The organism is Paenibacillus sp. JT22N15 (assembly GCF_059383755.1).
Genome location: NZ_JBXENV010000022.1, coordinates 55395 through 78045, shown reverse-complemented (window position 1 = coordinate 78045; position 22651 = coordinate 55395). Strand labels below are relative to the sequence as shown.

26 protein-coding genes and 1 tRNA gene are annotated in these 22651 nt (G+C 47.5%); 19 read left to right on the top strand and 8 right to left on the bottom strand.

The features are described from left to right. Window positions 1–649 precede the first annotated feature (649 nt). The 5 genes from noc to AC50X8_RS30175 all read left to right on the top strand — a co-directional run bounded on the left by noc (window position 650) and on the right by AC50X8_RS30175 (window position 5100). Window positions 650–1471 carry a nucleoid occlusion protein gene (noc, locus tag AC50X8_RS30195; RefSeq protein WP_056036035.1) on the top strand — a complete coding sequence of 274 codons (822 nt, stop codon included), beginning with the start codon at window positions 650–652 and terminating at the stop codon, window positions 1469–1471. Between the two features lie 217 nt (window positions 1472–1688). After that, entirely contained in the window at window positions 1689–2462 is a 774-nt protein-coding gene (locus AC50X8_RS30190) for a ParA family protein (protein WP_056036038.1), read from the top strand. Beyond that, on the top strand, window positions 2443–3309 hold the full coding sequence (locus AC50X8_RS30185) for a ParB/RepB/Spo0J family partition protein (protein ID WP_056036041.1): 867 nt from the start codon (window positions 2443–2445) through the stop codon (window positions 3307–3309). The genes AC50X8_RS30190 and AC50X8_RS30185 overlap by 20 nt, the downstream gene beginning before the upstream one ends. A gap of 108 nt (window positions 3310–3417) precedes the next feature. Then, window positions 3418–4590 carry an aminotransferase class V-fold PLP-dependent enzyme gene (locus tag AC50X8_RS30180; protein ID WP_056036044.1) on the top strand — a complete coding sequence of 391 codons (1173 nt, stop codon included), beginning with the start codon at window positions 3418–3420 and terminating at the stop codon, window positions 4588–4590. 27 nt (window positions 4591–4617) lie between these two features. After that, entirely contained in the window at window positions 4618–5100 is a 483-nt protein-coding gene (locus tag AC50X8_RS30175; protein ID WP_494883260.1) for a DUF4446 family protein, read from the top strand. Between the two features lie 29 nt (window positions 5101–5129). Here AC50X8_RS30175 and yyaC read toward each other — a convergent pair whose 3' ends face one another. Then, window positions 5130–5732: a spore protease YyaC gene (yyaC, locus tag AC50X8_RS30170; protein WP_056036050.1), complete on the bottom strand. Its 603-nt coding sequence runs from the start codon at window positions 5730–5732 to the stop codon at window positions 5130–5132. Between the two features lie 116 nt (window positions 5733–5848). Here yyaC and AC50X8_RS30165 point away from each other — a divergent pair, with 116 nt between their 5' ends. The 5 genes from AC50X8_RS30165 to AC50X8_RS30145 all read left to right on the top strand — a co-directional run bounded on the left by AC50X8_RS30165 (window position 5849) and on the right by AC50X8_RS30145 (window position 9485). Then, window positions 5849–6088 carry a putative Se/S carrier protein gene (locus AC50X8_RS30165; protein WP_494861491.1) on the top strand — a complete coding sequence of 80 codons (240 nt, stop codon included), beginning with the start codon at window positions 5849–5851 and terminating at the stop codon, window positions 6086–6088. A gap of 13 nt (window positions 6089–6101) precedes the next feature. Continuing rightward, window positions 6102–6977 (top strand): mechanosensitive ion channel family protein, encoded by an 876-nt coding sequence (locus AC50X8_RS30160; protein WP_494883255.1) that lies wholly within the window; start codon window positions 6102–6104, stop codon window positions 6975–6977. Next, window positions 6967–7209 (top strand): DUF951 domain-containing protein, encoded by a 243-nt coding sequence (locus AC50X8_RS30155; RefSeq protein WP_494883253.1) that lies wholly within the window; start codon window positions 6967–6969, stop codon window positions 7207–7209. The genes AC50X8_RS30160 and AC50X8_RS30155 overlap by 11 nt, the downstream gene beginning before the upstream one ends. 214 nt (window positions 7210–7423) lie before the next feature. Further along, window positions 7424–9343 (top strand): asparagine synthase (glutamine-hydrolyzing), encoded by a 1920-nt coding sequence (asnB, locus tag AC50X8_RS30150; RefSeq protein WP_494883251.1) that lies wholly within the window; start codon window positions 7424–7426, stop codon window positions 9341–9343. A gap of 51 nt (window positions 9344–9394) precedes the next feature. Beyond that, window positions 9395–9485 (top strand) — tRNA-Ser (locus AC50X8_RS30145). A 123-nt stretch (window positions 9486–9608) separates the two neighbouring features. On the opposite strand, the gene cntE is transcribed toward AC50X8_RS30145, so the two are convergent. Together cntE and AC50X8_RS30135 are read right to left on the bottom strand one after the other, a co-directional pair. Continuing rightward, window positions 9609–10808, bottom strand: coding sequence for a staphylopine family metallophore export MFS transporter CntE (cntE, locus tag AC50X8_RS30140; RefSeq protein ID WP_494883249.1), 1200 nt, complete (start codon window positions 10806–10808; stop codon window positions 9609–9611). A gap of 516 nt (window positions 10809–11324) precedes the next feature. Next, a complete protein-coding gene (locus AC50X8_RS30135; protein ID WP_056036068.1) occupies window positions 11325–11507 on the bottom strand; it encodes a YjzC family protein in 183 nt (60 codons plus the stop codon). Between the two features lie 259 nt (window positions 11508–11766). Here AC50X8_RS30135 and rpsF point away from each other — a divergent pair, with 259 nt between their 5' ends. The 3 genes from rpsF to rpsR are packed head-to-tail and all read left to right on the top strand — an operon-like array spanning window position 11767 to window position 12944. After that, window positions 11767–12051, top strand: coding sequence for a 30S ribosomal protein S6 (gene rpsF / locus AC50X8_RS30130; protein WP_046234581.1), 285 nt, complete (start codon window positions 11767–11769; stop codon window positions 12049–12051). Window positions 12052–12089: 38 nt separating this feature from the next. Further along, window positions 12090–12641 carry a single-stranded DNA-binding protein gene (gene ssb, locus AC50X8_RS30125; protein WP_056036071.1) on the top strand — a complete coding sequence of 184 codons (552 nt, stop codon included), beginning with the start codon at window positions 12090–12092 and terminating at the stop codon, window positions 12639–12641. Between the two features lie 18 nt (window positions 12642–12659). After that, window positions 12660–12944: a 30S ribosomal protein S18 gene (gene rpsR / locus AC50X8_RS30120; RefSeq protein ID WP_046234583.1), complete on the top strand. Its 285-nt coding sequence runs from the start codon at window positions 12660–12662 to the stop codon at window positions 12942–12944. A gap of 245 nt (window positions 12945–13189) precedes the next feature. Here rpsR and AC50X8_RS30115 read toward each other — a convergent pair whose 3' ends face one another. Further along, the gene (locus AC50X8_RS30115) at window positions 13190–14377 is read right to left on the bottom strand and encodes an MFS transporter (RefSeq protein WP_494883272.1); all 1188 of its coding nucleotides are present in this window, start codon (window positions 14375–14377) and stop codon (window positions 13190–13192) included. Window positions 14378–14444: 67 nt separating this feature from the next. Then, window positions 14445–14723: an ArsR/SmtB family transcription factor gene (locus tag AC50X8_RS30110; protein WP_056036077.1), complete on the bottom strand. Its 279-nt coding sequence runs from the start codon at window positions 14721–14723 to the stop codon at window positions 14445–14447. Window positions 14724–14900: 177 nt separating this feature from the next. Between AC50X8_RS30110 and AC50X8_RS30105 the strand changes: the two genes are divergently transcribed. Continuing rightward, entirely contained in the window at window positions 14901–16265 is a 1365-nt protein-coding gene (locus tag AC50X8_RS30105; protein ID WP_056036081.1) for an MATE family efflux transporter, read from the top strand. A 13-nt stretch (window positions 16266–16278) separates the two neighbouring features. Next, the gene (locus AC50X8_RS30100) at window positions 16279–16590 is read left to right on the top strand and encodes a metal-sensing transcriptional repressor (protein ID WP_052737365.1); all 312 of its coding nucleotides are present in this window, start codon (window positions 16279–16281) and stop codon (window positions 16588–16590) included. Window positions 16591–16678: 88 nt separating this feature from the next. Here AC50X8_RS30100 and modB read toward each other — a convergent pair whose 3' ends face one another. Together modB and modA are read right to left on the bottom strand one after the other, a co-directional pair. Beyond that, window positions 16679–17353: a molybdate ABC transporter permease subunit gene (gene modB, locus AC50X8_RS30095; RefSeq protein ID WP_056036086.1), complete on the bottom strand. Its 675-nt coding sequence runs from the start codon at window positions 17351–17353 to the stop codon at window positions 16679–16681. Beyond that, window positions 17350–18228: a molybdate ABC transporter substrate-binding protein gene (modA, locus tag AC50X8_RS30090; RefSeq protein ID WP_494883246.1), complete on the bottom strand. Its 879-nt coding sequence runs from the start codon at window positions 18226–18228 to the stop codon at window positions 17350–17352. The genes modB and modA overlap by 4 nt, the downstream gene beginning before the upstream one ends. A gap of 183 nt (window positions 18229–18411) precedes the next feature. On the opposite strand from modA, the gene AC50X8_RS30085 reads away from it, so the two are divergent. Then, window positions 18412–19404 (top strand): substrate-binding domain-containing protein, encoded by a 993-nt coding sequence (locus AC50X8_RS30085; protein WP_494883244.1) that lies wholly within the window; start codon window positions 18412–18414, stop codon window positions 19402–19404. Between the two features lie 31 nt (window positions 19405–19435). Beyond that, entirely contained in the window at window positions 19436–20602 is a 1167-nt protein-coding gene (locus AC50X8_RS30080; protein WP_494883242.1) for an AI-2E family transporter, read from the top strand. Here AC50X8_RS30080 and AC50X8_RS30075 read toward each other — a convergent pair. Then, a complete protein-coding gene (locus AC50X8_RS30075; protein ID WP_494883239.1) occupies window positions 20592–20858 on the bottom strand; it encodes a hypothetical protein in 267 nt (88 codons plus the stop codon). The two genes, AC50X8_RS30080 and AC50X8_RS30075, sit on opposite strands and share 11 nt — an antisense overlap. Window positions 20859–20951: 93 nt before the next feature. Here AC50X8_RS30075 and AC50X8_RS30070 point away from each other — a divergent pair, with 93 nt between their 5' ends. Next, window positions 20952–21380, top strand: coding sequence for a DUF1641 domain-containing protein (locus AC50X8_RS30070; protein ID WP_056036104.1), 429 nt, complete (start codon window positions 20952–20954; stop codon window positions 21378–21380). Window positions 21381–21411: 31 nt separating this feature from the next. Further along, window positions 21412–22590, top strand: coding sequence for an NAD(P)/FAD-dependent oxidoreductase (locus tag AC50X8_RS30065; RefSeq protein WP_056036107.1), 1179 nt, complete (start codon window positions 21412–21414; stop codon window positions 22588–22590). Window positions 22591–22651 lie beyond the last annotated feature (61 nt).

Here is a 22651-nt window from a genome sequence, read left to right as displayed (position 1 = left end):
TGGCATTCAAGGCTGTCAAGCAGGAAATACTTAGGCGCAAGTAGAAATAATAGAGAGAACAAATTAGCAGGATGCGCTGTATTTTTGCAGAGCAGCACACATTTTTTGAAATAGGAGCAGGCATAAGGTTTTGCTATATGCTGCTTATATTTTCTAGAATGAAACGCACCGCGCCGCCAAAGGTTGGAGACAGCCGATTCACCTTATTCGTTAGCATAGATAAGCAAGGCACATAACATCTGCTAGCTGTTTCAAGGCGCAAGTCTTAAATCGTTAGTGGGGCAGATGGATTATTTTCCTTTAAAAGGATAAGAATTTATAAGGTTCACCCTTATAATTGGCTTATATTTCACCCTCGAAACGGCAGCTTTGCCGTCAGAGGACGACGCAGCCGTTTACGCTTGAAATATAGGAAAGTATATAATTTGGTTATCCTATCTCTATATTTCTCGGAATGAAACGCGCCGCTCCGCCAAGGACGGAGACAGCCGTTTCACCTTGCATTCAAAATCATTTGTAGCCGTCTGTAAATTTTCCGATTGTCTCGATTGAAGTGGAACAGAATACAAGCAAGACTGTTATTTGGCAGCACATCTTTGAAGCTGGCTCTGCTGATGGGGCCGTTTCTTGATCGGGTGGTAGTGGATAAATGAAAGAACAACTTTCTCGTTTGTTTGGTTTGAATGACCAACGCAGCAACAATAATGAAGAGGTTAAACAAATTCCGGTTAATGAAATCGACACGAGTCCATTTCAACCGAGGTCGATATTTGATGATGAACGAATTGATGAGTTATGCCAGACGATTAAGACGCATGGCATTATTCAGCCTATCGTCGTGCGAATGCGGAACAACCGCTATGAAATTATTGCGGGAGAACGCCGATGGCGTGCTGTGACGAAGCTTGGTTATGATACGATACCAGGCATTATTCGTGAGTTTAATGACTCGCAGACGGCATCAATCGCATTAATTGAAAATTTGCAGCGGGAAAATCTAACGGCTATTGAAGAGGCTGTTGCTTATCAGAAGCTGATTGAGCTGCATCAATTGACGCAGGAAAGCTTGGCGCAGCGATTGGGCAAGAGCCAATCAACGATTGCCAACAAACTAAGATTGCTGGCACTTAATGAGGTAGTTAAAAGTGCGTTAATGGAGCGTAAAATTACCGAGCGTCATGCACGGGCATTGCTGGCTCTGCCTACTGAAGAGCTTCAGCTTCAAGTGCTGGAAGAGATTATTTCCAAAGAACTCAATGTAAAGCAAACGGAAATTCGGATTGCTTTCCTGAATGAAACGGTTAAAGCCAAAAAAGCGAAGCGGGTATCTTTTACGAAAGATGTTCGGCTTGCTCTTAATACGATTAGACAGTCTATCGAGATGGTGTCAGGCTCAGGCTTGCAAATTAAGACAAATGAGAAGGATCACGAGGACCATTATGAAATTGTGATTCACATTCCTAAACGTTAAGCGTATGATTCGTTAAAGGGGCTCGCAAATCCTCATTTGCATGTAGATACTATTAAATGCGATAATAGATTTAACTGCTGCCGTCCTCGCTGCTTGCTGAGGGCGGCGAATCCATTTATGCTAATATTACTACTAGGCGATGTCCCGCTACTGGACGGTTACCGCTTGTATTGCTTCTTTGTTAATAGCTTTTACACAGAGTATAGAGGTGAAAGACTTGTCTAAAATTATAGCAATAGCGAATCAGAAGGGTGGCGTCGGCAAGACGACGACATCAGTTAATTTGGGTGCTTGTCTCGCGACGCTTGGCAGACGGGTACTGCTTGTTGATATTGATCCGCAAGGCAATACGACTAGCGGAGTAGGTATTAATAAGGCAGATGTTGAAAGCTGTATTTATGATGTGCTTGTTAATGATATCGACCCACACGAAGCGTTGGCTGATACGAAAATTCCCGGCTTGAAAATTATCCCTGCTACCATTCAACTTGCTGGGGCGGAGATTGAATTAGTTCCAACTATTTCCAGAGAAGTTCGTTTAAAGAAAGCGCTGCATTTATTAAAGGATCAGTTTGATTACATTTTAATCGATTGCCCGCCATCATTGGGTTTATTAACGATTAATTCCTTGACTGCTGCTGATTCGGTCATCATTCCTATTCAATGTGAATATTATGCCCTGGAGGGCTTGAGCCAATTGCTGAATACGGTAAGATTGGTGCAAAAGCATTTAAACACGACGCTGCAAATTGAAGGTGTATTACTTACGATGCTTGATGCCAGAACGAATCTGGGCATTCAGGTTATTGAAGAAGTGAAGAAATATTTTCAACAGAAAGTATACCAGACGATTATTCCACGTAATGTGCGTTTAAGTGAAGCGCCTTCTCATGGACAAGCGATCATTACGTATGATCCAAAATCGAAGGGTGCAGAAGTATATCTTGAACTGGCGAAGGAAGTGATTACGTATGAGCAAGCGGCTAGGTAGAGGTCTGGATGCGCTTATTCCATCGCTTTCGGTAAACGATGATGATAAAGTCATTGAAGTTGCAATTACACAATTGCGGCCGAACCCTTACCAACCACGAAAAACATTTGATGAGCAGTCGATAAAAGAATTGGCCGAATCGATTAAGCAGCATGGTGTCATTCAGCCGATTATTGTTCGTACTGTAATGAAGGGCTATGAGATTATTGCGGGTGAACGTCGCTTCAGAGCTTCGCAGCTTTGCGGCAATACGACCGTTCCGGCAGTTGTAAGATCTTTCTCGGATCAACAAGTTATGGAAATTGCGCTGATTGAAAATTTGCAGCGTGAAGACCTGAATGCGATAGAAGTGGCGATAGCATACCAGAACCTCATGGACAAGTTCAAATTAACTCAAGAAGAGCTTTCTATGAAAGTAGGCAAGTCCAGATCGCATATTGCTAACTTTGTAAGATTGCTGGCATTGCCAGAGTCGATTAAAGATAATGTTTCACGTGGAACAATTTCCATGGGACATGCTCGGGCTCTTGCAGGCATTAAAGATTTAAAGGTGCAGCTGGAACTGGCTGAACTCATTATCAATCAAGGCTGGAGCGTACGTGAGCTTGAGGAAGCGATTCAAAAGCTTGAGTCACTTAAGGATGAGGACAGCAATGATGGCAAACAAGCGAAAAGCAAAGCGAAAAAACGTGATCCTTATATTGAAAGTTTAGAGGAGTCGCTCAGAGAACGATTCAAAACAACGGTGAAAATTAAGCAGCAAAAGGATAAAGGTAAAATTGAGCTTCAATATTATAATAAACAGGACTTGGAACGGCTTCTGGAGATGCTTCAATACATGGCGTAGTCTTGATAAGATAGCATACCCGAGGTGTAATCTTTGATCCTGAAGATTAAACTAAGGTATGCTATTGTTATGAGAAGACACGTAAGTGATGGTGGGAGTGGATGAATGATGAAGGCTAATGGTGAGGAAATCATTTATTTAGATCATGCTGCAACATCATGGCCGAAGCCTAACTCGGTTATTGAAGCGGTGCAGCATGCTATGATGCATGACGCGGCTAACCCGGGGAGAGGCAGTCATCGCATGGCTGTGCGTGCTAGTCGTGTGTTGTTTGATACACGAAAGCAGCTAGCTAAGTTGTTTAAGGTGAGAAACCCTAATGATATTGCCTTTGCAGGGAATACAACAGGCGCTTTGAATATGGCGATAAAAGGGTATATAAAAGAAGGCGATCATGTAGTTGCTACTGGGATTGAGCATAATTCCGTAAGACGGCCGTTAGAATTTCTAAAGCAGTCGCTCGGGATAAAGGTTACCTATGTTGAGGCAGATGAACAGGGGAACATAACGGTAGATCAAGTGCGAGATGCGCTTATGCCACAGACGACGCTTGTTATCGTAAGTCATAGCTCAAACCTGCTCGGAACCATTGTTCCTTTAGCTGAGATTGGCGAGCTAACCCGCCAAAGAGGTGTAAAGCTGCTAGTGGATGCGGCTCAAAGTGCGGGGATTTTGGAAATTGATGTTGAAGCAATGGGAATTGATATGCTGGCTTTCCCTGGACATAAAGGGTTGCTCGGCCCACAGGGCACAGGGGGCTTGTACATCCATCCGGAGCTAGACCTTGTCCCAATGCTGCATGGAGGAACTGGAAGTCAATCTGAGGCAGCTGAGCAGCCTTATGTGCGTCCGGATCGATATGAAGCAGGGACGCAAAACACACCCGGCCTGGCAGGTTTGAAGGCAGGCGTAGAATATGTTCTGAATGAGACGGTTCATAAAATCCATACTAAGGAATGGACACTTACACAGCAGATGATGGAGGGGTTATCCACGGTAGAAGGAATCAGGCTGCTTGGACCGAGGCTTGGGGAGCAGCGGACCGGCATGGTTTCTTTTGTAGCGGATGGCGTTGATCCTTCGGAGATGTCTTTTATTTTGGACCAGCATTATCAAATCGCTGTACGTGCGGGCTTTCATTGTACGCCGCTTGCCCATGCCAGTGCGGGTACGATGGCTACAGGAGCGGTTAGAGCGAGTGTGGGTTATTTTACAACGGAAGCGGAAGTGAGTGCGCTCGTTGATGCGGTGCGTGAAATACGTGCGCAATATAAAATTTGATTTATTTCTGGGGGCGGAAAGGTTTACATGAATGATTGGATGAACAACCCTTTATTCGGTTTGTTGGCATTGCTGGTAGTGCTGCTTTTTATTATTTTAATTTGGGTCATAAGGCTTGGAAGAAGGCTTAAAAAATTACGCAAGCAGTACGTAGAGGTTATGGGTGATACGGGTATTACGAACATTGAAGAAGTCGTTATTGGGTTGAAGCAGGAAATAGCCGAGCATGCCAGGCATTCGAGAGTAGTAGAGGCGAAGCTGGAACAACTGGAACGGCGCCAGCTTGAGGAGAAGGGACGCTTGGGTGTTATTCGCTATAATGCATTCTCGGAGCAAGGAAGCGACCTTAGCTTCTCCATCGCGATTGTAAATGCGGCGCAAGACGGAGTCGTCGTGTCGAGTATTCATAGCAGGGATAGTGCATATGTGTATGCCAAGCCATTAGAGGCCGGACAATCAACGTATCCGTTAACACCGGAAGAGCTGCAGGCAATTGCTAAAGCGAAATAAAAAGGATGAGCCAAAAGCTGGAGACTGGATCATTCGGCTGATGCAGCTTGTTCCCTAGCCTGAAGCATAACACGATTGCTGCCCATTATAGCGGAGAAAAGGCTGAAAGCAATAAGGTCGGCCATCTTAATGACAAGATGCAGACGAGTATTTTGCAGCACGAAATATTCCATAAAACCGCCCACATTCACAATACCGGTTATGTGCATATCACCGACAGGCGGGAGCTCCTTATTAACGCCGGCGCCAGGGCGTACCGGACCCGTCCCGATATGAACAGAGCCGATGCTGGAAACTTGTCCTAAACAAGCATCGATGCCAATGATGAATGGATTGTGATGGTTTTGATGGATAAGTGCCAGTGTATCGGTCAAGTTCATCGCGTGAACCGGCTCTTCCAGCGTGCCGTATAAAGTAAAGTAAGGGCTGTTGTATTTTGCGAGAGAGGTTCCGATAATGGGGCCAAGCGAATCGCCCGTTGAACGGTCAGTGCCCACGCATACAATGATGAGCGGTCTGGCGCCTGCAAGCTCGTTGAGCATAAGGGAGAGGCGGTTTACGATTAACGTCATGGCGTTGGTATCGGTATGCGGAACTTTCAACGGCACTTCTTTCAAAAAAGAAAGTTTCATAGAATCCCTCCGTTATAGCTAATATGTTATCTAGTATATGGATAGGACAACCATTTTATACGTCATAAACCCACTGATTACGTTGCGTAAAAAGAGGGAGAGGAGAAAAGTGGCTTATGTTGATTGCTTTTGATTCCACACAGCAGGCGTTGCGAGCGGAAATGCTGCTCGAATATGCAGAAATTGAAATAGATATTTGTCCGACCCCTAAAGAGATTACGGCGGGCTGCGCCTTGTCCATTCATTTTCCAGAGGATGATTTGGAGACAGTGCAGCAGGTCATTGTGTCAGAGAAGGTTGAAATAAGAGGGATTTTTAAACCTATTCGTTCGGGATATGAACAAGTGAATCTGTAGGAGGAAATAGCTCTTGAAAACACTAAACATGTACAAAAACTTCATGGAGTGGTTGACGAATATAGAGACATGGCAGCGTTTCGGTGAATCTGCGATTCGCATAGCGCTCATTATTGTTATTACGCATTTGCTTATATGGATTGTCAACAAATCGATTGATCGTATATTATCAAATAAACAAACGAGTCGTTTGCCGATGCAGACTAGAAGGATGGTCACGGTAGGACGGCTGCTCAAAAATATCGTCATGTACGTCTGCTATCTAATTGGCGGCATGCTGTTGATGTCGGAGCTGGGCATTCAGCTGGGGCCGCTGCTAGCAGGTGCCGGAATCGTCGGTTTGGCTATTGGGTTTGGCGCGCAAAGCCTGGTGAAGGACATTATTACGGGTTTCTTTATTATTTTGGAGGATCAGTTTGCTGTAGGGGATGTCATTCAGGCTGGACAGTTCAAAGGGACGGTCGAGGTTATTGGATTGCGGACGACTAGGCTGCTGAGCTGGACAGGGGAGATTTTCATCATTCCGAACGGCATGATTAATGAGGTGACGAACTTCTCCTTGCGGAATTCTGTAGCCGTCGTGGACGTTTCGATCGGTTATGAGGAAGATGTAGATCGGGCAACGAGCATTATTCAAGCAACGGTAGATAAGCTGGAAGATGAAAATCTTGCGAAGCCGCCGGAGGTGCTCGGCATTCAGCTCATGGGCGCAACGGAAGTGAAAATCCGTATTATAGCGGAATGCTTGCCTAATACGCAGCATGCGCTGGCCAGAAAAATTAATTTGCAGGTGAAGAAAGCACTGGTTGAGAACGGTATGGATACGCCGTATCCACGCATGGTTACCTATCATCGCGATGAGAGGAGCGGAGAAAGAAATGGAGCGTAAGCAATTTGAGCTTGGCGATGTCGTCCAGATGAAAAAGCAGCATCCTTGCGGATCGAATGAAATGGAAGTGATTCGAATGGGCATGGATATTCGCATTAAATGTGTAGGCTGCAAGCACAGTGTATTAATACCGCGGGCTAAATTTGAGAAAAATATGAAAAAGGTGCTGCGTTCCACCGCTTCTGCTAATGGCGGGCAAGCGCCGGCCCAGACAGAGCAGGACCCGATTTAAGATTGTTAACAGAAATGAATGATGAAGGAAATGAATGACCTCCAGCCTTATCGTTAAGGGCGATGGAGGTTTTTTTGTTGTTTTTCGGCACTTTCATTGTTTACAGCTTGGAAACAAGGTGGACGTCTTTCGGATACTTATGCTCCGTATAGTATGTTTTGACATTAGAAATACTATGTCTTAGCGATCAGGAGAGAGTGGAGGAAAGAAGCCGATGTGTGGAATTTCCGGAATCATCCGATATGGCCATGGAAGTGATCCAACGGATAGGGAGATCAGCAGTATGATGGAGCAGATGGGACATCGAGGTCCTAACCAATCCGGCATACAGCTTATGGATAGAGCAGCATTAGGCTTTAACAGGCTTTCAATTGTAGATATTGAAGATGGCGCCCAGCCGATGACCAATGAAAATGGACAGGTTTGGCTTATTTTTAATGGAGAAATATACAATTATAAAGAGCTGAGACAGCGGCTGCAAAGCAAAGGCCATCAGTTTCGCAATCGTACCGATTCAGAGATCATCGTGCATCTTTATGAGGAATATGGTATAGACTGCGTGCACCATTTGAGAGGCATGTTCAGCTTTGCCATTTGGGATCGGGCGGAGCAACGGCTGTTTGCTGCGCGGGACCATTTTGGGATAAAGCCGTTTTATTATGCGCAGGAGGGGCACCAGTTTCTTTTTTCATCGGAATTAAAAGGGCTCCTGGCTGTAAGCGGGCAAGTGCCGCAAGTGGATTATGCCAGTATGATGCACTATTTGACCTTTCAGTACGTCCCTCAGCCGCAGACGATGTTTGAAGGGGTTCAGAAGCTGGAGCCGGGACATTTTATGCTTGTCGATCGGGAGGGCAGGGTAACCAAGCGGCGATATTGGGAGCCTGCTTTTGAACCCGAACAGCGGCCGATAGGCACGTTTATCGAGGAAATCAGAGCCGTGCTGCGCGATTCGGTGAAGCTGCATCGCCAAGGGGATGTGCCGCTCGGCAGCTTTTTATCAGGCGGAATTGACTCGTCGGCGATTGCGGCGTTATCGATGCAGGAGCAGTTAACGAAAACGTTCTCGGTAGGCTTTGCAGGAGAGGGTAATGAAAATGAGTATGCCCGGGCAGCGGCAAAGGCGATTGGCTCCATGCATGATGAGGAGGAAATCACGCCTGAGCAATTTTTTGCAAATACGCAGAAGGCAGTATGGCATTTGGACGAGCCCGTTGCTGATCCGTCAGCCATTGCGTTATACAGCTTATCTCAGCTGGCCGGGAAGCAGGTAACGGTCGTGATGTCAGGGGAGGGAGCGGATGAGCTGTTCGGCGGCTATGGCATCTATGGCGAGCCGCGCTCGTTGCGCCCTGTATCATGGCTGCCAAACGGCATGAAGTCGCGGCTGCATCGCATGGTGGAGCGGGTTCCGCTCGCTTTTCGCGGGAAAAACTATTTGCTGCGGGGGTTCTCGCCGATTGAACAGCGTTTTTATGGAAATGCTAAGCTGTTCAATGAATCAGACAAACGACAAATCGCGCTGCTTGGCTCCGAGCGTTTGGAGGCGATGCTGCCTTCGGCTTCATTAACAAGCGACGTTTATTATAACAGCCGCCATCTGGATGATCTGACTCGTATGCAGCTGATTGATATGAACTTTTGGCTGCCGGGTGATATTTTGATGAAGGCGGATAAAATGAGCATGGCGCATTCGCTGGAGCTGCGCGTTCCTTTTCTCGATAAAGAGGTGTTTGAGGTGGCCCGCAAAATTCCAGCCGAATACAAGCTGGCAAATGGCACGACCAAATACGTGCTGAGGGAAGCGATGCGAGGCATTCTTCCAGAGCCGTTATTGCAGCGGCCTAAGCTCGGGTTTCCGATCCCGCTGCGCAAGTGGCTGCATGGTAAGTTCGGGGATCAAATGCTGGAGCAAATTAGCGTTGTGCCGCAATGGTTTGATGTCCATGCTGCGCGTCTCATGCTGATGCAGCACCGGGAAGGCAAGGGCGATTACTCGCGGAAGCTATGGGCACTATATATTTTCGCAGTGTGGCATTCCACCTTTATTGGCGAATATCGCTATGGGCAAGCTCGCACGCAGCAAATGCAAATAGGGACGAATCGGCTGCATGCAAGCGGCATAAAAATATAAGAGGTTTTAGTTGCATCGGGGCGGCAAATATGATAAGATCTTCTTATATGCGGAGAGGTACCCAAGAGGCCCAAGGGGGCTGACTCGAAATCAGCTAGGCGTGTCAAAGCGTGCGTGGGTTCGAATCCCACCTTCTCCGCCATTCTCGCACATATGCGCTGTAACGGCGATTGTAATACTATAGAGTTGATATGAAAAGGCTGATTCCTGGTTGAAACGGGAATCGGCTTTTTTGGTTGTGCTTGACTTGAATGAAGCCAGCTCCTTAAGGGGCTGGCTTCGCTTCCATCGTTCTTTTGGACAGGATAATAATAAGCGCCGCTGTAACTGACAATAGGGTACAGCACGTAAACATGGCAGGGTAGGAGCTGCTTTGCAGTAGAATGCCCATTGCGAATCCGCCAAGGGAAAAACCAAGATCGTAGGACGATAAAAAAATCGCCATCAGCACATAGCGGCTTTTCTCTGGCAAAATAAAAGAGAGATAGGTCGTCAGCGTCGGATAGAGCAGCGCCACGGCAAAGCCATTACATACGGCTGACACATATACAAATGCGCCTACGATGTCCAGCATGGCTAACAACTGGCTCCCAAGCGCAGCAGACAACAGCAGCCCGGCCATGAGCCACGTATTCCAGCTGCCATTGGACGGGATTTTTTTGCGCAAAACAAAGCGACAGGTGATGACGACCAGGCCCTGTATCGTTAAATATATGCCTGCATCCCCTGAGCCAGCGGCAAGCATAAATAGCGGAAGAAAGGTAGCAGTGGCTCCAAACACGCAGGAGGCCAGCAGCATAACGATGCTGCTAATGAGCATGGGCGGGCTTTTCCAAATCGTACCGAGTGATACAGCCATATCGCGGAGCGTATAGGTTTTATCCTGCAAGGTCCGTTTCGGAAGCGCCGTGCGATAGAAAATGAGCAGAGGAACGGCAGCCAGTACGATCATCAGCAGGGCGAATAGCAGCTCGCTGCTGCTTTGCCATATTTGTAAAGCGGCGATCGGAATAACGAGTGACGGGACCATTGTAAATAACGTGTACATGGACAGCCCCTGGGCGCGATCTTTATTTTCCAACGATTCCACGATCCCCACCTGCATCGTCATGGAGAAAAAAGCCGTTATAGCTCCCTGTAGAGCTCTAAGCCATATGTATTGCTCCGTTCCGCTAACGGTATAAAGGAGAAGGAGGACAGCATGGGCGCAAAGCAGCCATTTCATAACGGAAAGCGGCCCATAACGTCCAATGAGCTGTGCAGCAAAGGGTCTGAGGAGCATGCAGGTAAACATATAGGCCCCCATAATTAAACCAATCTCCGCCTGATTCATGCCCACCGCCTCGCTTCGGAGCGGCAAAATAATCGTTAAAGCAGAATTGGCGGCGAAAAAGAAAAAGGCCAAAACATACAAGCGAATAAAGGAAGCAGAGGAAGGATGCTGCTTCGTCGTTACAGAATGCAAGATAATACCCACCTTTGTGCAAATCAATTGCTGTGAATTATAATCCAAACCCTAAATTCCAAACCCTCAATTTCATACGACATACTCTGATTACTTTACCATGGAACGACGAGCATTTTATAATGAAAAAAATAAGCATGCAAAAAAGGAGCTCTTGCGAGCTCCTTCTCCTGACGGTGTTTGATCGATTGAGTACATTTTCACACTACTTTGCAACAGAAACATGGGAGCAATCACTGTTCAATCAGTACCAACGTTTCCGCTGCTGCGTATTCGTTAACTGACCTGTCCATTCTTTTGGCAGGCGGCATATACCGCTTTACTTTTGGAGATGGACAAGTGTGCGTGTGTTACGGACATTGTCTTTGGCACAACCCTCCGCTTCTAAAGCTCAGTGGACAAATTCCTCTTGTAGCAGCCCTTGCACTAAAAAGTCCAACGGAACCACACCTCTCTTCACACCGTCATAAATTAGAATGCCCACGCTGGGCGAAAGCTATACATGCGTTTTGAAATTTAGTGGCCCATTCGCTTCCATTTGCGTTCATGGTTCGTGTTGTCCGGGAAGCGCTGGCCTTTGCTCAGTTTCACCTTCTGCGGATTTTGAATGCCTTGGTGAAAGGAATTGACGCCATCCTCGATGTACGTGCCATCATTCGGCGCCTTATCACCAGCGGAAAACAACGTTCCTTCGCCCATCTTAAATTACCTCCTGTATATGATGTAGATTGCCACTTAAGCAGTTATGCCGTAATGGCATAAGCCTGCAAGCAGTATGAGTTCAGCTGCCCGCTACCTTAATATGAGCCGGGGGGCGGGCGTTCATGAACACCAGATAACGGGAGGAAATAGAAGCTTGTTTTTGGACTATATATTTGGTATAGTTAGAGGATGCGAGTAAGAACCTCGCTCCTTGCTCCATTTATGGGGCCGTTAGTCCAAAAGGAGGTGAAACATAATGCGCAAATACGAAGTGATGTACATTGTTCGTCCTGATGTTGAGCAAGAAGCTCTTCAAGCTGTCGTTGAGAAATTTAATGGCATCATCTCCAATGGTGGAGAAGTTACGAAACAAGATGTTAGCGGTAAACGCCGTCTTGCGTATGAGATCAACAAGATTCGTGAGGGATACTACGTTCTGGTTCATTTCAACGGAACTACGGAAGTCGTTAACGAACTTGACCGTATCCTGAAGATTACGGATGAAGTTATCCGCTTCTTGGTCGTCAGAGACGTAGCTTAGTTGAAGCCAAGGATTGATCGATTGGGAGGTCAGAGACGATGTTGAATCGTGTAATACTTATTGGTAGATTGACGAGAGACCCTGAATTGCGTTACACGCCTGCTGGCGTTGCAGTAGCGCAATTTACAATAGCAGTTGACCGTCCGTTTACGAGCGGTCAGGGCGAGCGTGAAGCGGATTTCATTCCGGTAGTCACGTGGCGTCAGCTAGCCGAGACATGCGCCAACTACTTGCGTAAAGGCCGCTTAACAGCGGTTGAAGGTCGTATTCAGGTTCGGAACTACGAGAACAACGAAGGCAAGCGCGTCTATGTGACGGAAGTAATCGCTGACAACGTCCGTTTCTTGGAATCCAACAAGGATGCGGGCGGAGCGCGTGAAGATAGCGGTGGTATGAGCGGCGGAAGCGGTTCTTTCGGAGGCGGTTCTTCCTACGGTAACGGTGGAGGAGGCGGAGGCGGCTATAACAGCAACAACAACAGCAATAACAATAGCGGCCGCTCCAGTAACAACTCACGTAACGACAACCGTGATCCGTTCTCGGATGATGGTCGACCGATCGATATATCTGAGGATGATTTGCCATTTTAATTGAAAGGATGGATTCGAATGAGCTTTAAGCCAAGAGAAGGCGGAGACGGAGAGCGTCCAGAACGCAAATTCGGCGGCCGCAAAGGCGGACGTAACAAACGCCGTAAAGTTTGCTTCTTCACCGTGAACAAAATCACTAAAGTTGATTATAAAGACACGGACCTGCTTAAAAAGTTTATCAGCGAGCGCGGCAAAATCTTGCCACGTCGTGTAACTGGAACAAGCGCAAAGTACCAACGCCTGCTGACTATCGCGATCAAACGTTCGCGCCAAGTAGCATTGCTGCCGTACACTACAGAATAGATTTTTCTATTCGAAAGAAGTCTGCCTGAGATTCGTCTCGGCAGGCTTTTTTTATGCTTATTTACGATGGCTGATTCAGGCAGGCAAGCTGAAAAACGGCAAAAAAATAAACCCACAGCGTGGGTCTAAACATTTATATTAATTAAAAGGGGGGTTGAGTACTAGTATAGAGGTTGTTTATTAAAGCAAGATGAAGAGAACTTTGCAAGTACATTACTAATCATTGCAAGTCAATTCATGTCATTTCAAGCCTGTGGAGCGACACTAGGAACGGTTGCTGGCTCGCGGTTGCTGGTCAGCTTGCGTGAAAGGACAATCAGAATCACAGCGAGCAAGACGCCGGATGCGCCAATCCACGTAATGCTAGGCAAGGAGACTTTGGCGACGATTAGTCCGCCTGCGCTTGCCCCAACTGCCATAGCGAGCTGCAGCACGGAAGTGTTCAGGCTCAGCATAATGCTCGATGCGCTTGGCGCAAGCGTCAGCAAATTGTATTGCTGTGTAGGCCCGGATGACCAAGCAGCAAATGACCATAGCATAAGCAGCGGGAAAACAATAGCCGAGGAGCTGGCACTGAAGGAAATGAGCAGCAGGGCAGCGGCATGAACAAGCATGCCACCCATTAATGTACGCTTCACGCCCCATTTGTCTGTGCTGTAGCCGCCTAGCTTGGAGCCGATCAGGCTGGCTACCCCAAATCCGAATAAGGCGATGCTTAGTGTATTTTCGCTCATAGCGGTCACTTGCAGGAGGTAGGGCGATATATACGTATAAGGAATCGAGTAGCCGACTATCCATAGAAAAGTGACGCCTAAAGCAGCAGCAATTTTTGGTGTCTTAAGCAAGGCTAGCTGCTCGCGCAGCGGTACAGAAGGCTCGCCATCGTATCGCGGAATGGCAAAGACAATCATAATGATGGCAAGCAGTCCGAGCACGCCAATGCCACCGAAGACGCTTTTCCAGTCATAAGATGCGGCTACCATACGGCCGATCGGAATTCCGATGATTAGCGCGGCAGTAAACCCGGTGACGACGGTGGCGATTGCGCTGGCCTGTTTGCCGGGAGCGGCCATTTTTGCAGCAAGCGTTAGTGAGGTTACGACGACGACGCCTGCTCCAAGCGCCATAATGATGCGCGCAGCGATGAACAAGCCGAAGCCTGGCAGAGCAATGGCAAGCAAGTTGCCAAGCACAAAGACAAACATCGCGTAAAGCAGCAGCTTGCGCCGTTCAATCCGTCCCGTCAGGGCCATCAGAATAGGTGTGCCAAGCGCGTAAGTAAGCGAGAAAAAGGTAATGAGCTGGCCGGCGGCACTGACCGATACGCCAATATCCTCCGAAATTTTATCCAATATCCCAGCAATGACATACTCCGATGTTCCAACCAAAAAACTAATTAAGGCAAGCAAATAAATTTTCAATGTGTTCGACAGCATGATGATAGTCCTCTCCACTTATATTTCTATATTTCTAAAAATATAGAAATATAAACTAAAAAAATTATGCCAGCAAATAAGGAGCGTATTTCTGTATAACGTCCATATCCGGGCTGTAGTAAATAAACGTGCCTTCCTTGCGCATTTTTAACAGGCCGCATTCTGATAGCTGCTTCAAATGATGGGAAAGCGTAGAGCTTGCAACCATTTCTAATTGCTGTCCAAGCGTGCTGCAGCACTGATCAGGCTGCTTGGCAAGCAGTTGGGCGATTTTGAAGCGGGTCGGTTCTCCGAGCGCTTTATAAACTTTAACGGCTGCTTGAATGGCTTCCTGCTCCTCCATGCGTAGTCCCTCCTCCATTACTATTTCTATATCTGTAGAAATAAGGCTAACATACTGGCCCCTGATTAGTAAAGCTTTAATTTCAGGATATGCTGAGATGAGATTTTCTTTGTTATATCCCCCATAGGGGGATATAATGAGGGGATTAAGCTTAAAGGATCAGGGGGCTGGGATGCCATGCTGGAAGCTCAACAGGCCGGAATGACAACACGGCGGCAAAAAATAAAAATCATATTAGCGCTTGCTGTGCCGACAATGATTGAGAACTTTTTGCTCACGATAGTTGGATTTATCGATACATTATTTGTTTCTAGAATCGGTCTGAATGAAGTAGCTGCCGTTGGGGTGGGCAACACGGTTATAGCGGTCTATATTGCGCTATTTACAGCTTTAGGAATTGGCACCTCTTCACTAATAGCCAGAGCAGTAGGCGCCGGGGATTTCACTAAGGCTACGGCCATAGCCAGGCAGTCGACATGGATATCGGCGTTTACAGGCTTAGCATTAGGCATTGTAAGCTTATTTTTTGCGGAGTCCATTTTGCGTTTAATGGGGGCAGCTCCAGATGTTCTGGCACAGGGGGTTATTTATTTTCAAATTGTTGCGGTGCCTTCCTTGTTTATATCGCTTATGGCGATCTTCGGCAGCATTTTGCGTTCTGCGGGCAATACAAGAGCGCCGATGATTGTTGGCATATGGGTCAATCTCATTCATATCGTGTTGGATTATGTACTCATATTCGGCATTGGCGGCTGGGAAGGCTGGGGAATTGCCGGAGCAGGCTGGGCGACGTCCATAGTCCGCGTCATTGGAACTGTGGTGTTGTACAAATACATACAGCAATCTAAGCTTTCTTTTTCCCTATTGAAAAAACAATCTGTGCAGAGCTACACATACCCGCTATTAAATTTATCATTACCGGCTGCGGCAGAACGGTTGATTATGCGTGTCGGACAAATGTTTTATTTGGGCCTCGTCATTCGAATAAGTACCGAAGTATACGCTGCGCATTTAATAGCAGGCAATGTGATTGCCCTGTCTTATCTGCCTGGTTATGGCTTGGCAGTAGCAGCTACAACGCTGGTTGGCCAGCAACTGGGGGCGGGGCGAACGCGGGATAGCTATGAATATGGGCTGCTGACGGCGTGGATAGCCGTAGTGTTCATGACCATAATCGGCATCGTTTTCTGGCTTGGATCAGGAATAGCGGCAAGCTGGTTTACAGGTGAGAACGTCATCGTTGAAATGGTCCGCACTGCGCTCGGCATTGATGCATTTGCCCAGCCGTTTCTGGCGATGAGTCTAGTCCTTGCAGGCGCTCTTCAAGGGGCAGGCGACACGAAGAGTCCAATGTATAGTACAATCATTGGTATATGGGGAATACGAGTGCTGGGCATTTATGTGCTGTGCTTGCATTTTCAGATGGGCATCGCAGGCGTCTGGCTGGTCAGCGCGATTGATCAACTAATGCGCTCCATTTATTTGATGCAGCGCTTCAAGTCTCGGATGAATGCGAAACAGACGATCGTTCAAGTCGAGTAGAGGGGGATGTGCATTGGAGCAGGATCATACACACACGCATACACACACGCATACACATACGCATGAGCATAAGCATCGCAAACAAATTATTAATCGATTGGCCCGTATTGAGGGGCATGTTCGATCCGTGAAGGAAATGACGGCTGACGGGCGTGACTGCTCTGACATTTTGCTGCAGATTGCAGCGGTGCGCAAGGCGCTCGATAATGCGGCCAAGCTGCTGCTGAAGGATCATCTGGAAAGCTGTGTGGTGGATGCCATTCACCATGGGGAGAAGAAAACGCTGGAGGATTTGAATAAGGCGCTGGAGCATTTTATACGCTAGATAAAGCTTGCTGCAAAAGGTAAAAACAAGCCGTGTTTCTCTGCTGCAGAGAAACACGGCTTGTTCTATGTTTTTTTATTCTAAACAGCTATTCAGTCTTCCTGCGGGTGAGCGCCAGCATAAGGAACGAAATCAGAACGATGGCAATCGTCCATGCCCAAGCCATCGTCATGTTGCCACCGTCTACGGCGACGTAGATTGCGGTTGGCACCGTCTGAGTAACACCCGGAATATTGCCAGCAATCATGAGTGTTGCCCCGAACTCGCCGAGCGCTCTGGCGAAGCCGAGTATATAAGCGCTGATGAGAGAAGGCCATACAAGCGGCAGCGTAATGTAGCGAAAAATCTGCGATTCATTGCCGCCCATAGAGCGGCCCGCATCCTCTAAATTACGATCTACTCCTGAGAAGCCAACCTTCATCGTCTGGTAGACGAGGGGGAAGGCAACGACTATGGAGGCGATAACCGCCGCCCACCAGGTGAAAATGACTGGAGCATGAAACACCCACTCGATCAGCTTGCCCATCCAGCCTCTGCGGCCGAGCAGCACTAGCAGCAGAAAACCAACGACCGTCGGCGGCAGTACAAGCGGCAGCATAAATAGTGTTTCAAGCAGCAGCTTGCCTTTGAACTTTGCTTTCGACATCCATCTTGCAATAAGGACTCCAAGCAAAAGGGTTACGACACTCGATAGTAAGGCAACCTGTAGAGAAAGCCGGATCGGCGTCCAAAATGCGGGCCAATCTATGCCTGCCCCAATCATTTCGCCGCGGAGAACCCGTATTTAGTAAATACGTTCATGGCATCTTCGGATTGCAGGTAAGCGTAAAAAGCTTCCGCTTCACTTTGATGCTTCGTTTCTTTCACAATACCGATTGGATATACAATTGGCGTATAAGTTTCTGGATCAACAGCAGCAGCGATTGTCACTTTATCGGAAGTCAGTGCATCTGTACGATAGACGAAACCGGCGTCTACATTTCCTGTTTCTACATATTGCAGCACTTGGCGCACGTCTTTCGCTTGGACAAGCTTGGATTGCAGGCTGTCCCACAGCTTAGCGTTCGTCAAAGCTTCCATTGCATAGTTGCCAGCAGGCACGCTCTCTGGAATACCGATTGCGATTTTGCCAAGGGTATCTTGGCTGAGGTCGGCAATAGCGGCTACTTCCACTTTGCTGTCAGCTCCCGTTACAATAACGAGCTCGTTAGCCAGAAGTTTTATTTGCTGGTCTTCCGCAATAAAGCCTCCTTCAACGAGTGCTTTCAGGTTTTTGGAAGAAGCAGAGAGGAACAGGTCAGCCGGGGCGCCTTGTTCTATTTGCTGCTGCAATGCGCCGGATGCGCCGAAGTTGAAGTTTAAGGAAATAGATGGATTCGCAGCTTCATAAGCTTGCTTGAGTTCTTGAAGGGCATCGGTCAAGCTGGCAGCAGCAGAGATCGTTAAATCTACTTTCTCGGCAGGTGCAGGAGCCTCGCTCGCCTGCGGAGATGCCGATTCTACAACAGCAGCGCTGGGACTGCTTGCGCTTGTGTCTAAGGCAGCCGTTCCAGTATTGTTCGCCCCGCACGCCGCGCATACAAGCAGCACAGCCAACATGAAAAATAGTGCAGCAGGTTTCTTGAAAGGTGTAAGCATAAACTCTCCTCCAAATATAGTTTATTATATCTATTTATAACTAAACATCATTATAGACTGGTGTCAATTCGACTGTAAAGTGAGATGGGAGGTTTGAAATAGATTATGCTACAATTAAAGGTATGAAAATAATAACCGAATTCAACCTTCAACCTGGGCTGAACGAGGCTAAGGAGATTCTATATGTCCGCTGACATCTCATATACAACTGAAGAAATTGCCAAGCTTCTAAAGATTTCCAAACTAACCGTATACGATTTGATTAAAAAAGGAGATCTGCCCTCCTATCGGGTAGGCAAGCAGATGCGAATTGACGCTTCCGATCTGGAAGCGTACAAGCTGCGGGCAAAAGGCCTCCAAGCCAGTGCGCCTGCCGGCAAGACAATGGCTTCCCAGCAGCAAGGGTCTCCATACGCGAACGCGCTGGATTTATCGGACCGAAACGCTGCCTTGTCAACAGCTGGCGGGGGACGCCCGATCGTCATTACCGGACAAGATATGAGCCTGGATATTTTGGCCAAGCATATGGAGCGGGAGGGACCTGGCTTGCGCCCGCTGCGCTCCTATGTCGGCAGCATGGACAGCCTGATATCGATGTATAGAGGAGAATCAGACATCGTCAGCACGCATTTGCTGGATGGCGATACAGGGGAATATAACGTTCCCTATATTCGTAAACTATTGATTGGGGCACCTTATATCGTTGTTCATATGCTGACGAGGAGCGCAGGCTTGTTCGTGCAGCAGGGCAATCCGCTTAAGCTGGCAAGCTGGGCCGATTTGGCGAAGCCAGGACTTCGCCTCATTAATCGGGAGCGTGGGGCCGGTGCGCGCGTGCTGCTGGATGAGCAGCTTCGATTGCACGGTATTCCGGCAGCTTCAATACTAGGCTATGACCAGGAGCAGACGAACCATCTTGCAGTAGCGGCGCAGGTTGCGTCAGGCGAGGCTGATGTGGGTATTGGAACGGAGAGGGCTGCAGCGATCGTCTCCCGCCTTACCTATATACCACTCGTTCATGAGCAATACGACCTGGTTATGCTGAAGAAGCCGGACAATCAACTATTCATTAATGCGGTCATTCGCATTTTACGGTCGCAAAGCTTCAAGCAGGAACTGGGAGCCATCGAAGGGTATGACTTGACCCGTACAGGGGAAATCGTTGCAGAAAGCTGAGAACATCATAAGCAGGAAGAAGGAACAGCGGATGGACCATTTTAAAACAGGAAAAGAACGGTTTGTACAGTTTATTTTAAATAATAAATTCGTCATATTTTTGCTCGTGCTGCTCCTGGTTAGTCTGAATATTTTTGTCATGAGCAAAATCTCCTACGTGTTCACGCCGCTCGCTGTATTGTTCAAGACGGTGCTGCTGCCGATTATTTTGGCGGGTGTAGCTTATTATTTGCTGAATCCAATTGTAGATTATTTGGAGACGAAGAAGGCTCCGCGTATTTATTCCATCTTTGTGATTTTTGCGGTTATTTTAGGCCTGCTTACGATTTTGATGACGGTGGTCATTCCGCTTGTAACTACACAGATCGTCAGTCTGGTCGATAATTTGCCGGGCTATGGGGATCAGCTGCGAACGAAGTTTGATGAGCTGATGCACAGCGGCGACCTGCGGGATATTGAGCGGTGGCTCAATGTTAACCCGTCGGATTTAAGCGGCAATATTGCGAAGCGGGCGACTGAGCTGCTGAATGGCGTATGGCAAAGTTTAGGTTCATTCGTGGGGGCGCTTAAAGATGTCGTGCTTGCCGTCATTACGCTGCCATTTATTCTTTTCTACCTATTAAAAGATGGCAAAAGGCTGCCCGATTATATTGCGGCTATACTGCCAACGAACACGAGAGCGCACACGAAGCGCATTATGGGCGAAATGAACGGCCAAATCAGCAGCTACATAAGAGGTCAGATTATTGTAAGCTTCTGCATTGGGGTGCTGCTATATATTGGTTATTTGATCATTGGGCTTGAATATTCGCTGGTGCTGGCGCTGATTGCCGCATGTACAGCCATCATTCCGTATCTGGGCCCAGCTATCGCGATTACGCCAGCGCTCATTGTTGCGATGGTAACCTCACCCGTCATGCTGCTGAAAATGCTTGTGATCTGGACGATTGTCCAGCTTATCGAAGGGAAGTTTATCTCCCCGCAAATTATGGGGAAAAGCATGCATATTCATCCCATTACGATTATTTTCGTCATTTTGACCGCTGGAAATTTGTTTGGATTGGCGGGCATTATTTTAGCCGTTCCAGGGTATGCGGTGCTGAAAGTTATTGCGACGAATTTCTTCCACTGGCTGCAGGCGCGTTCGCCGCTCTACGCAGCGGAGGAAGTGAATGCGGATAATGATTTTAAGCTATAATATAAGCATTATAAAACGAAGGGCTGCTTGCAAAAGCAGTCTTTTTATTAAAATATAAGGAAGTATAATCTGGCTGCATAACATTTTCCTCTATTTCAACGCGTAACGGCAGTGCCTTCAAGGGGCTGCAATGCCGTTTACGCTTGAACTTTTCAAAAGTAACTAAAAGTTGTAATTGCAGTTTTTGTCGCAAAGGAATAAAATGAACATGAGTGTGGTCAAGTCCCTCTAATGATGCATCCTTATTGTGAAACATTTCACAATTTCAGGTTTTTTTCAGAGGCGGCTTGCAGTTGTAACGGCGTTTAACTAATCATGCAACAATCAACGCAAGGGAGGCATTTTTCGTATGTCGGAAACATTAACAGAGCAAGAAGTACAGACGGGATCTGTACGTAGTGAACTGGACGTTCTGGAGCAATTGCTTAAACCGGAAATCCAAAGCTCGCTGAATCAGCTGGTAGAAAGCTTGCCTAAGCTTGCTGAAATGGTTACTTTGATGACCAAAGCTTATGATGTGGCAACAACTGTAGCGAATGACCAAGTGCTTATGGGCGACATGAAGCATGGTATCGAAGAATTCGTTAAGCCAATTACGGACAAAGCAAAAGGCATTGCATCGGCTGCTGTAGAAGCTAATGATCGTGCACATGCAGAGCCTACGACAATCGGTCTGTTCGGCATTCTCAAAATGCTGAAAGATCCGCAGGTCCAACAAACATTGCGTTTCGCGCAATCGTTCTTGGATGTATTGGCAGAGCGCAACAAACAGCGTTAAGATCGGATCAGAATGAGAACGGAGGATCAGTATGTCTAAGCATATTTTGATTTTGGGTGGCGGTTATGGCGGTTTGCTGAGCGCATTGACAACTCGCAAATATATGTCCCCCGAGGAAGCAAGCATTACCGTTGTTAACCGTATTCCATCGCACCAAATCGTAACGGAATTGCATCGTCTGGCCGTTGGCGGCGTTCATGAGAACAACGTTGCTTTGCCGCTGACGAAGCTGTTCAAAGATAAATCCATCAATTTGGTTATCGACACAGTCGACAAAATTGATCCGGACCAGAAGCAAGTTCACCTTTCCAGCGGTGCAAAAACTTCCTACGATACGCTTGTTATCGCTCTTGGTGGCGAAACAGCATTTTTCGGCATCCCAGGCCTTGAAGAGAACAGCCTGACGCTGAAATCGGTTGAGGAAGCAAACCGCGTGAGCGCGCACATTCAAGAGCGCCTTGCTGCGTATGCAAAATCCAAAGACAAAGCTGACGCAACGATCGTTGTTGGCGGCGGCGGCCTGACTGGTATTGAGCTGATCGGTGAAATTGCCGACATGCTGCCAAAATGGTGTGAGCAGTACGGCGTTAACATCAGCGAAGTATCGGTATACAATGTTGAAGCAGGCCCGTCGATTCTGGCTGGTTTCCCTGTGGAGCTTGTTGACCGTGCGAAAGCAAGCCTTGAAAAACGCGGCGTTCAACTGCTGATGGGTATTGCGGTTACAGAAGTAAAAGGCAACCAAGTTATTTTGAAAGACGGTCAAACGCTTGTGGCTAACACATTCGTATGGACTGGCGGCGTTACAGGCAACCCTGTCGTAGCAAACTGCGGTATTGAAGTAAACCGTGGCCGCGCTACAGTCAATGAGTTCCTGCAATCGACTTCGCACCCTGAAGTTTACCTGGCTGGCGACAACGCAGTTGTATTTAGCCCAGACGGCCGTCCATATCCGCCAAGTGCACAAATCGCATGGCAAATGGGCGAAGCAATCGGCTACAACCTGTTCGCGCAATCCAAAGGCTTGCCACAAAAATCGTTTACATTCGTTAACTCCGGCGTTCTTGCGAGCCTTGGCCGTAAAGATGCAATCGGAACCGTTGGCGCAAGCCAGCTTCGTCTGAGAGGCACTACAGCTTCCCTGATGAAAGAAGCAAGTAACGTTCGTTACCTGTCGCATGTTAACGGCTTGTTCTCGCTCGTTTACTAATTTAATTAATTAATTAATAACCATAATAAGTCCTCGTTTAAACGGCAGCAGCTGTTTGGGC